The organism is bacterium (genome assembly GCA_040755795.1).
GTDB lineage: Bacteria > UBA9089 > CG2-30-40-21 > CG2-30-40-21 > SBAY01 > JBFLXS01.
Map to the genome: position 1 here is coordinate 1 of JBFLXS010000115.1, position 10,480 is coordinate 10,480.

Sequence of the window (10,480 nt, forward strand, 5' to 3'; positions counted from 1 at the left end):
GAAAGCAAGAAGATAGCATCTCTGGCACTTTCGCAGACCAAAGCAAAAGCGAAAGCAAGCTTTCGCAGTCCAAAGCAAAAGCGAAAGCAAGCTTTCGCACTCCAAAGCGGGGAGATGTGCAGTGCGGTGGCGTGCTATTTTGGAGTGTGGTAGCTTATTTTTTGGAGTGCGGTAGCTTGCTACCGCTTTCGCAGGGAAGCAAAGCAAAAGCGAGGAGATAGCATCTCTGGCACTTTCGCGGTCCAGAGCAAAAGCGAAAGCAAGCTTTCGCACTCCAAAGCGAAAGCAAGCTTTCGCAGTCCAAATTTAAAACAAAAAGGAGGTAGTAAAAAAATGTGTAGAAAAGTTAGTAAAGGTAAGAGAGTTTTTTCTGGGCTAATCACTTTGGGGCTAATTTTATGGTTGGGGGTAGCACAAGTGGCACAGGCGGCAGTGCCGAAATTAATCAATTATCAGGGGAAATTAACTGATACGGCAGGTAAACCTGTGCCAGATGGTAATTATGCCATCACCTTTAAATTATATTCCCAGCCAACCGGAGGTTCAGCACTCTGGACAGAAACAAATCCAACCATAGCCATCACTAATGGGCTATTTAATGCTATTTTAGGGAGTGTGGCACCACTTAACTTAGACTTTAGCCAGAATTATTATCTGGGCATAAAGGTTGGTGAAGACCCGGAGATGACTCCCAGACAACAATTAACCTCGGTGGGTTATGCCTTGCGGGCTGAATATGCAGGGACAGCAACTGTTGCAGGGACAGCCACTGTTGCAGGGACAGCAACCTATGCCTATAAAGCAGGGACAGCAACCTATGTCTTGTCTGCATCACGGCACTACATAGGCGAATCTTATGGTGGTGGGATTGTATTCTATGTGTATGATAATGGTCAGCATGGTTTAATCGCTGCCACAGCCGACCAGAGCACAGGAATACAATGGTATAACGGAACCTATAGATATACTGGCTCCTTAGGCGATGGAGTGGGTGCTGGTGCAATGAATACTGCTATGATAGTAGCTACACAAATCAGCGATAACCAAACCGGTAATTTTGCGGCAAAGGTTTGTGCTGATTATTCAGTAACAGTAGGTGGTGTTACTTATGGCGACTGGTACTTACCATCAAAACACGAGCTGAATTTATTGTATCAACAAAAGGATGTGGTTGGCGGTTTTGCTGACTACTACTATTGGAGTTCTACGGAGTACAGTAACTACTACGCCTGGTACCAGAATGTCGACGGTGGCCACCAAGACTACGGCTACTATAAGAGCACCACACTTAGAGTGCGTGCTGTTCGGGCTTTTTAACTATTTGTCTATTTAACGATTTGGGGGTATAGGGGGCTTGCCCCTCTGCGGTAGCTTGCTATTTTGGAGTGCGGTAGCTTGCTACCGCTTTCGGACAAAGCGAAAGCAATCTTTCGCACTCCAAAGCAAAGCCACGGTTCTAAAAAGAAATAAATAAGAATCCGTGCAATCCGTGTGCTAAAAGAATCTAACAATGAGGAGTAAGTAGTTGTGCATTATATTGATATCTTCAGAAAATTTAATGAAAATAAAGTAAAATATTTTGTTATAGGTGGTTTGGCGGTAAACTTCCATGGATTACCACGCTTTACCTATGATATTGATATTCTTATTGAAATGGAAGATGAAAACATAAAACGATTGATTGACCTCCTGACAAAATGGGGATATAAACCTAAAGTACCTGTTAATCCTTATGATTTTGCTATCAAAGAAATACGAGATTCATGGATAAATGATAAAAATATGAAGGCATTTAACTTTTATAATGATAAGGCAATAATATCAGAGATAGATATCATTATAGAAAGTCCTGTTTCATATAAGGATGGAATTAAAAATGCTGTTATTTTTGATGCTGAAGGTATTGCTATTCCTGTTATCTCTCTGGGTGATTTGGTAAAGATGAAAAGAAAAGCAAATAGAGATATTGATTTATATGATATAAAACATTTAGGGGGGAATTATAATGCAGGGGTTTGAAAAGATTGAAGAGAAGATCAAATTTTATAAGAAAAGAAGCTTGAAACAAAAACTTGACTGGTTGTATGAAGCTAACAGGTTTCAAAAAGTGATTTCAGGACAAAAGAAAAGGACTCAAAATAACAGAGATTCAAAATAGAAAGACAGAATGGGGGTAAATTTTTTTAGTCTGCGGATTTAGCAGACTAAAAAGCAGGAGCAAAAGCGAAAGCAGGGTTTTGCAGTCCAGAGAAAAGCGAAAGCAAGCTTTCAAAGAAAAGCGAAAGCAAGCTTTCGCACTCCAGAGCAAAGCGAAAGCAAGCTTTCGCACTCCAAAGCAAAGGAGGGTAACGAAAATGAGTAAAAAGTATTATTTTCAAACATTATTAACTGGTTTAGCTATTGTCTTGTCTTCTCTAACCTTAAGTAGTGGGGCAAATTATTGTGTTCCCATTGGCAGTGGCGATAGTGGTGGAGCAAATCGCAGTTCAACTTCATACCGCCTGCATGATGTCATCGGACAAGCTGTCATTGGCAATTGGCAAAGTGCTCATCATAAATTAGCCGCTAATCTGTATCCATCTTTGACTTCTGCCCAGATTATACTTGTCTCACCTGCTTCAGGGACAGTAGGGATAGTTGTTAGTGTTGAAGGGGCATATTTTTCTCCCACAGAAGCCATCCGGATTGATTTTGGAAATAGTCGCACTATAACTCTGTGTACGACAGATAGTCGTGGTATTTTTGCCACTACATTTACGATAGACAATAAACCGCAGGGAACTCAGACCATCACCGCTACTGGTCTGTCCAGTGGCTCAATAGATGAGGCATATTTCTTTGTTATTCTTTTACCCATAGTCTCTGCCAGTGATTTACCTGACCCATTTAGCCCGGATGGGGATACAATTGACGATACGACTACATTTACACTCTCGGCGACACATCCTCTGGGTATTGATAGTTGGACATTAAATATTTATAGGGATGCCGGCCATACACAATTAGTGAAGAGTTATGGTGCCTCAGGTGCACCACCAGCCATAGTCAGTTGGGATGGCTATGATAACAATAACAAACAGGTGCTCAATGGTCTCTATCATTATCTCTTCAAGGCATGGAATAATATTGGTGCGTCTAATACAACTACAGACCAGACGGTTGAGGTGCGTGCCTTACTGCGGTCAGGTAATGCCAATGCCACGGCGTATAATCAAGGTAAAAGATTAGTCCGCGATTCAACTGGCAAGATACACTTGGTCTATCATTCTAAAGGTGAGATTTATTACGCGGCATCAACCAATAATGGTCTAAACTGGTCTGGACCTGTCAATTTGAGTAATAATAAGGCTATCTATTCTACCCATCCGTCTATTGCTGTTGATTCAGCCAATAATGCTTATGTCGTCTGGGAAGAGTTCGATAACACCTGGCAGATTGTCTATCATCAGGTAGGCGTTGGTAATCCTGAAATTGTTAGTCCTGGTGATGCCAATCAATATATCGCTCCGGCAATAGCCATTGATTCAAATAATGTCAAACATTTAGTCTTCGAAGATTATACGAATGATAAAATTATGTCTTGCCAGAAAGATATAGGTCCTTTTAGTTCACCAACAGCCATTGGCGATGGGGCACAACCCTGCCTGACTATTGATTCCCATAATGAGATTCATTGTGCCTGGGTAATGAGTGGTGAGATTTTATATCGCCATACCTTGAATGGTAACTGGTTACCAGCTATCGATGCCATAAATGTCTCGCAAACCTCAGGGAATTCATCTGCTCCTTCTATCGTTGCCGATTCTAATGACGATATTCATATTCTCTGGAGCGATACGACGCTGGGTAATGCTGAGGTGTTTTATAAGAAATGTGTTAAAGATGTCGTTAGCACCAGCTACAGAAATCTAAGTCATGATACCAACGACTCATATTATCCCTCTGTTGGAGTTGATACGAATGATGTCATCTATGTTGTCTGGTATGACTATCCAGGGATGAGTAGTGAGGTGCTTTCTTGTAACTCGGCTGAGGCTGATTTTGGTATAATACAGAATATCAGTCAGAGTGCTCCGTCATCCGGGTATCCTAATTTAGCTCTGAAGGGTAATGTGGCCGGGGCAGATTTGGTTTGGACTGAAGGTGATACGGCACCCTATGAAATCAAATATCAACGATTGGGTGCAGTAGCACCAGTGCCGTCGGTAAATGTTAGAATTCTACCACCAGGCACTGTCAGCGCCGTTGGTCAGCAATTTGATGTGATAGTTCAGGCAGAAGCGGTCGATAACCTCTACAGCTTTGAATTATATGTAGGATATGGCTCTTCGACATTAAAGGTGGTCTCAGTCACAAAAGGGGCATTTATCAGCTCAGATGGAGCCTCCAGCACCTGGTTTATGGCTACTTCAACTTTAGGTGTTATCCATGCGGCAAGTACACGGTATGGAACTACCACCGGTGTAAATGGAACCGGGACATTAATTGGCATACGATTTGAGGTATTAGCCAATATCCATCATAGCACCATGACACTAACCAGTGCCATACTCAAAGATAATACTACGCCAGTGCCGCAAACTATTCCGGTCATCCGATTCCATAGTGTCGTCGTGATTGCCTCCTGGGATATTAATGGTGATGGGGTAGTAAATATTAGTGATTTATCCATAGTAGGGATACATTTTGGTGAGACACCAGCAAGCCCAAATTGGTATCCACCAGCAGATGTTAATAATGATGGGATAGTCAATATAACTGATTTAGCCGCAGTAGGGATACATTTTGGTGAAAGTTACGGTAGCCCAGCACCCGCACCAGCACTATCACCAGCAAGGACTGATACCGAGATGAAATTACTCGCAGTCCCGCAAGACGATACCTACCAGCCAGGAGCGATATTCAAGGTGGAAATAAAGGCAGAAAATGCCAAAGACCTCTATGCCTACCAGTTTGATTTGAAATTCAACCAGGAAATGGTCAGTGTGGTCGATGTCAATGAAGGCAGTTTCCTGAAGCAAGATGGTGTTTCAACATTCTTTGTTATGGGTAAGATTGGTAATGGAGTGATTAAAGGCATTGGAGCCACCAGACTGCAAGCACAAACAGGTGTTAGTGGAGATGGGGTATTAGCCGTGATTTACTTTAAGGTAAAGGAAGATGTCATCAGTGGAAAGGCGACCTTTAAGATTGAGAATGTGATTTTAAAAGACAACTCTAAACCCGTCCCACAAAATATTCCCAGCTCACTAAAAGAGGAAGTAACTGAGGTGCAAATTACACAAGTCATACAAGACTTAACCGGTGTAATTGCCTATCCCAATCCACTTAAAGCACCTCAAACAGAAATTACCTTTGATAAGTTAACTAATAATGTGACAACCTTTAAGATTTACAATCTGGCGGGAGAATTAGTTGCCTCATTAAATAAGGCGATTAAATATACCTCACCGACGGCTACCTGGGCAGGGATAAATGACGATGAGAAAAGGGTAGCAAGTGGTGTGTATATCTATGTGATAATAGATGCCGATGGACATAAGAAGGTAGGTAAGGTGGCGATTATCCGGTAGGTGGGATATAATTATCACACAAAGGCGCAAAGGCACAAAGAGGAAAAGGGAGAATATGTTTGCAGTAGGTAATTGGGTCGATGGTCTTCTCCTTTTCAGTAATCTTTTATTGACAGGCTAAAAAGGAAATGATATAATGTTAGCCAGCGGATGAGACGGATTTTTCACAAAGAATTAAGTTAAGTCTTGCGGGCAATTTTTGGGATGCAGATTTTCGCAGATTAAAGATTTAACATTGGTGTTTTTACTTCACTTCCATTCTTTTTTGTTTCGTTCGAAAAATAAGCATCTGGGTTTTCTGTTTCTCTTTTACCCAAACTTCTTCATCCCTCTTTAAAATCTGTGTAATCTGTGTAATCTGCGGATTTTTCTGTTTTTAATGCGCAGATTAACGGAGATTTTCGCAGATTTAATAATCTGTGTCCTCTGTGTCCTTTGCGGAGAGTTATATTTCCCCCCAGTTCTTTCCCCAATGAATATCAACCTTTATTGGCACTAAAAATTGTCCTGCACCCTCCATACACTCTTTAACTAAGCCACTTATTTCATCCAGATTTTCTTTTTTAACTTCAAAGATTAATTCATCATGAACCTGAAGAAGCATTTGGGCTTTTTGACGGTCTAATTTTTTATAAATGTTGAGCATGGCGATTTTAATCAAATCAGCACAAGAGCCTTGAATAGGCATATTAACTGCCTGGCGGTATGCAAATTCACGCAATTGCCTGCTTTCGGAGTTGATTTCAGGTAAATATCGTTTTCTTCCCCACAAGGTTGAAACATATCCCTTTAGTTTTGCCTCCTCAATAGTTTTATCAATATAGCTTTTTACCCCCGGATACCTTTCAAAATAGCGATTAATTATCTCATTTGCCTGAGTCGGGCTAATTTTTAATTCCTGACTTAATCCATAGGCACTCATTCCATAGGTAATGCCAAAATTAACTACCTTTGCGGCACGACGCATCTCAGGAGTAACCAAATCCGGACTGCCACCAAATATTTCAATTGCTGTCTGAGTATGAATATCCTCATCATTGCGAAAGGCATTGATTAATCTTTCATCCAGGCTAATATGGGCTAAAAGCCGCAATTCTATCTGAGAATAATCCGCAGAAAGTAACAGGTAACCTTCATCCGCAATAAATGCCTCTCTTATTCGATTACCCAGTTCGGTGCGAATAGGAATATTTTGTAAATTAGGCTCGCTTGAGGTCAATCTTCCGGTGGCGGCAATCGTTTGATTATAAGAGGTATGAAGTCTATGGGTGATAGGATTGGTCAAGGATATTAATGCCTCGACATAGGTAGATTTTAATTTGGATACCTCTCGATATTCCAGAAGTTTATCTGGCAATTCATGATAATAACTTAATTCCTTTAAAACCTGTTCATCAGTTGAAAATCCAGTTTTAGTTTTCTTTTTCACCGGCATTTTAAGTTTCTCAAATAATATAAATCCCAGCTGTTTGGGTGAATTAATATTAAATTCTGTTCCCGCAAGGATATAAATCTCTTTTTCTAAATCATTCAACCTTTTGCCAAATTCTTGCGAAAGTTCTTTAAGATAATAAATGTCAATCTTGATACCATCCTGTTCCATCTGTGCCAGGACATCAACTAATGGCATCTCTATTTCTTCAAACAAAGAGATAAGATTTTCTTCATTTAATCTAAATCTTAGTATTTCATCACCTAGTCGATGTATAAAATCTGCATTTGAGCAGGCATACTCTCCTGCCTGCTGAATTTCTACAGCAGATATAGATGTTCCCTTAGCCATTATATCTTTAGCCGAGGGTTTAGTAATTCCATAATAATTTAAGATTATCTCTTCTAAATTATGTTTTGCCGTAGAATTTATAAGATAGGAAGCAATCATAGTATCGAATTTTGTTCCTTTGAGTCTAATCCCATGATTAGTTAGAATAATTAGTTCATATTTAATATTTTGCCCAAGTTTCTTTGTATTTATTGCTTCTAAAAAAGGTTTTAGTGCCTCCAGAACATATTCCTTTTTTAACTGTGGGGGTGCTCCCGGATATTCATGTGCAATAGGAATATAGTATGCACAATAGGGTTTAAGGGAGATTGCAATTCCAACTATTTGAGCATTCATAGGATTTATAGAGGTAGTTACTAAATTAATGCTAAATAAAGAGGTATCTTTCAGGGAATTTAGTAATATTTGAAACTTATCTTTATCCGCAATTATATGATAGTCTCCTGACACCTCTTTTTTATACAGCCCAAGTTCTTTCAGGAGTTTTTTAAATTCTAATCTATTCAGTATTTCAAATACCTTTTCTTTGTCATAATCTTTTATTTTACAGGCTTCTAAATCTACCTCGATAGGAACCGTCGTATCAAGCGTAACCAATTCTTTACTCATAATAGCACTTTGTGAGTGTCCGTTAATGTTTTCACGGAGGTTTTCATTAGAAACCTGATTAAGATTATTAAGTAAATTTTCTATGTCTCCAAACTGCTGGATGAGTTTAACTGCCGTTTTTTCGCCTACTCCTTTGATTCCTGGAATATTATCTGAGGTATCTCCAGACAGACCGAGGAGATCAATGATATTATGAGGTTGAACACCAAATTTTTCATTAACACCCTGAACATCATAAAGCACCGTTTCTGATAGCCCTTTTTTAGTTGCCAGGACCTTTATTTTATCATCCACAATTTGCAAAATATCCTTATCCCCGGAAACGACAACTATTTCATCTACCTCATTCTCATACCTTTTGGCTATTGTGCCAATAATATCATCTGCTTCATATTCATCCTTTGCAAATATGGGGATATTAAATGCCGAGATGACCTCCATAATAAGTGACATCTGGGATTGCATTTCACCAGGCATCTTCTGTCGTTGAGCTTTATATTCAGGATATTTTTTATGTCTAAAGGTAGGGACTTTAGAATCAAACACAACTGCCAGGTATTCTGGCTTTTCTTCTTTGATTAATTTTAGGAGCATAATGGTGAAGCCGTAAACGGCATTGGTGGGTATGCCTGTAGAAGTTGATAATAACTTAATAGCATAAAACGCTCGATAGATTAAACTATGCCCATCTACTAAAAATAACCTTTTCATTAAATTTATTTCAATTTTACCATTTAATAAAGGTTCTGTCAATAGAAAAATTGAAGATGTGGCTATTTTTCTGTTGACAATTCTAATAGGTTATGATAACCTAAATAGGAAATTAGGGGTGCGTGTAATAAAAGCAGGTAAAATTGGATACGCACCCGAAGGTAAGATAAATTATGAGCACTAAAATAGGTAATTCAGCGGATGTGGAGGGGATGTTTGAGGTAATAAAATTAATAGAGAAATTACGCGATATATTTCGGCAAACCGCTCCACTCCATATTCTCAATTCTCAACAAAAACAACAGGCAAAACAATTATTATCCACGGCTAAAAATATACTGGATAAGCTAGAAAAGTCTCTGTGCGGGTAACCGTTCAGGGATATAGCCACAGAGTCACAGAAAACACAGAGGGAATATATAACCACGAATGAACACGAATAATAAAAAGATTTGTAGTGCGAGGCGTTAGCCTCGCTTCTGGCAAGCAGGAAAGCGAACCTAAAGGTTCGTACTACATTTATCGAATGTCACAGGTTAATTCGTGTTCATTTGGGGCTAATTTCTCTAATTCTCTGTGAACTCTGTGCCTCTGTGGCTGAACGGTTACAAGATTTTTTATCCTATATCCTTCAGCCTTCAGCCTACTTTTTTACTTTCTCCTCCCTTTTATCCGTGCTCATCCGTGTTAATCAGTGGCTAAACAGTTACCTCATCTATAATTTGTTTTACTACTTTGATGGGATTTTCGGCGGCGATTATCGGTCTGCCAATCACGATAAAATTTGCTCCTGAGTCTATCGCCTGTTTTGCCGTTGCTATTCTTTTTTGGTCATCCAGGATACCGGCAGGTCTAATTCCTGGTGTAACAATAATAAAATCTTGCCCACATTCCTTTCTAATCGCCTTAATCTCATGACTTGAGGCAACTACTCCGTCAAGTCCTGATGATTTGGCTAACCTGGTTAAAGTAATCACTTCATCATTCAAATCCTTTTCTATCCCTATTTCTTCAAGCACATCTGAATCTAAACTTGTCAGGATAGATACTCCAATGACTAATGGTTTTGGTTGAAATTGTGCAAGTGTTTTAACTACATCTTGCATCATCTCCTTGCCACCGAGGGTATGAATAGTGAACATAAAAATACCTATTTTAGCCACTATTTTTGTTGCAGAAACCACTGTATTTGGAATATCGTGATATTTCAGGTCTAAAAATACCTTACCTCCTTTGTCATGAACCATTTTAACCGCATCAGGTCCTGCGGCTGTAAATAACTGAGCCCCAACCTTAAAAATTGTAACATAATCTTTTAATTGGTTCACTAGTTTTTCTGCATCTTTCAAATTATCAACATCTAAGGCGACAATTAGCCGTTCTTCTAATTTTAGTTGCATTATTACCCTTCCTTTTTCTCCTGGTCAGACAAATTGGTCTAGTGTCGTGTTGAACAAATAACGCACGGAATTTGATTCTGGTAACTGGTGATTGGTAACTGGTAATTAAATACCGTTCGGCTGAGCTCAGGACGAAACTATACTCCACTGGGGTATAAATTGTGATTATTTAAACTCGATATTCAAGTTTTTTTAAGATTAAGTGGTTTATCCTTTTTTAACCGCAAAGAACGCAAAGATTATAGTGCTCTGTTAAGATTGAATTTGCATGTTACTTTTAGGTAATCAGTAATCGGAGATAACAGGTCATTGTTTTCTCTTCACCGATAACCTGATAACCGATAACTTTCTAAACATAGCAAAGCAAACTTAACAAAGCAATAGGTTGTTCACCACCTTATTTT

Annotated in this window: 7 protein-coding genes; 5 read left to right on the forward strand and 2 right to left on the reverse strand. The window is 39.2% G+C overall.

Going from position 1 to position 10,480, the window contains the following annotated elements:
• The 4 genes from AB1414_09035 to AB1414_09050 form a co-directional block, all read left to right on the forward strand.
• A partial coding sequence (locus tag AB1414_09035; GenBank protein ID MEW6607584.1) for a hypothetical protein occupies window positions 1–221 on the forward strand: 221 nt, incomplete at its 5' end.
• 112 nt (window positions 222–333) lie between these two features.
• Window positions 334–1,317 (forward strand): DUF1566 domain-containing protein, encoded by a 984-nt coding sequence (locus AB1414_09040; protein MEW6607585.1) that lies wholly within the window; start codon window positions 334–336, stop codon window positions 1,315–1,317.
• Window positions 1,318–1,527: 210 nt separating this feature from the next.
• Window positions 1,528–2,019, forward strand: a complete 492-nt coding sequence (locus AB1414_09045) for a nucleotidyl transferase AbiEii/AbiGii toxin family protein (protein ID MEW6607586.1) — start codon at window positions 1,528–1,530, stop codon at window positions 2,017–2,019.
• Between the two features lie 335 nt (window positions 2,020–2,354).
• Window positions 2,355–5,573 carry a cohesin domain-containing protein gene (locus AB1414_09050; GenBank protein MEW6607587.1) on the forward strand — a complete coding sequence of 1,073 codons (3,219 nt, stop codon included), beginning with the start codon at window positions 2,355–2,357 and terminating at the stop codon, window positions 5,571–5,573.
• Between the two features lie 445 nt (window positions 5,574–6,018).
• On the opposite strand, the gene polA is transcribed toward AB1414_09050, so the two are convergent.
• Window positions 6,019–8,676, reverse strand: coding sequence for a DNA polymerase I (gene polA, locus AB1414_09055; GenBank protein MEW6607588.1), 2,658 nt, complete (start codon window positions 8,674–8,676; stop codon window positions 6,019–6,021).
• Between the two features lie 173 nt (window positions 8,677–8,849).
• Here polA and AB1414_09060 point away from each other — a divergent pair, with 173 nt between their 5' ends.
• Complete coding sequence (locus AB1414_09060; protein ID MEW6607589.1) at window positions 8,850–9,047, forward strand: hypothetical protein; 198 nt, start codon at window positions 8,850–8,852, stop codon at window positions 9,045–9,047.
• A 327-nt stretch (window positions 9,048–9,374) separates the two neighbouring features.
• On the opposite strand, the gene pyrF is transcribed toward AB1414_09060, so the two are convergent.
• Complete coding sequence (pyrF, locus tag AB1414_09065) at window positions 9,375–10,076, reverse strand: orotidine-5'-phosphate decarboxylase (GenBank protein ID MEW6607590.1); 702 nt, start codon at window positions 10,074–10,076, stop codon at window positions 9,375–9,377.
• Between the last annotated feature and the right edge of the window lie 404 nt (window positions 10,077–10,480).

Coding starts and splice junctions, on each gene's coding strand:
- AB1414_09040 (MEW6607585.1), top strand. CDS start 334: ATGTGTAGAAAAGTTAGTAAAGGTAAGAGAGTTTTTTCTGGGCTAATC.
- AB1414_09050 (MEW6607587.1), top strand. CDS start 2,355: ATGAGTAAAAAGTATTATTTTCAAACATTATTAACTGGTTTAGCTATT.
- polA (MEW6607588.1), bottom strand. CDS start 8,676: ATGAAAAGGTTATTTTTAGTAGATGGGCATAGTTTAATCTATCGAGCG.
- AB1414_09060 (MEW6607589.1), top strand. CDS start 8,850: ATGAGCACTAAAATAGGTAATTCAGCGGATGTGGAGGGGATGTTTGAG.
- pyrF (MEW6607590.1), bottom strand. CDS start 10,076: ATGCAACTAAAATTAGAAGAACGGCTAATTGTCGCCTTAGATGTTGAT.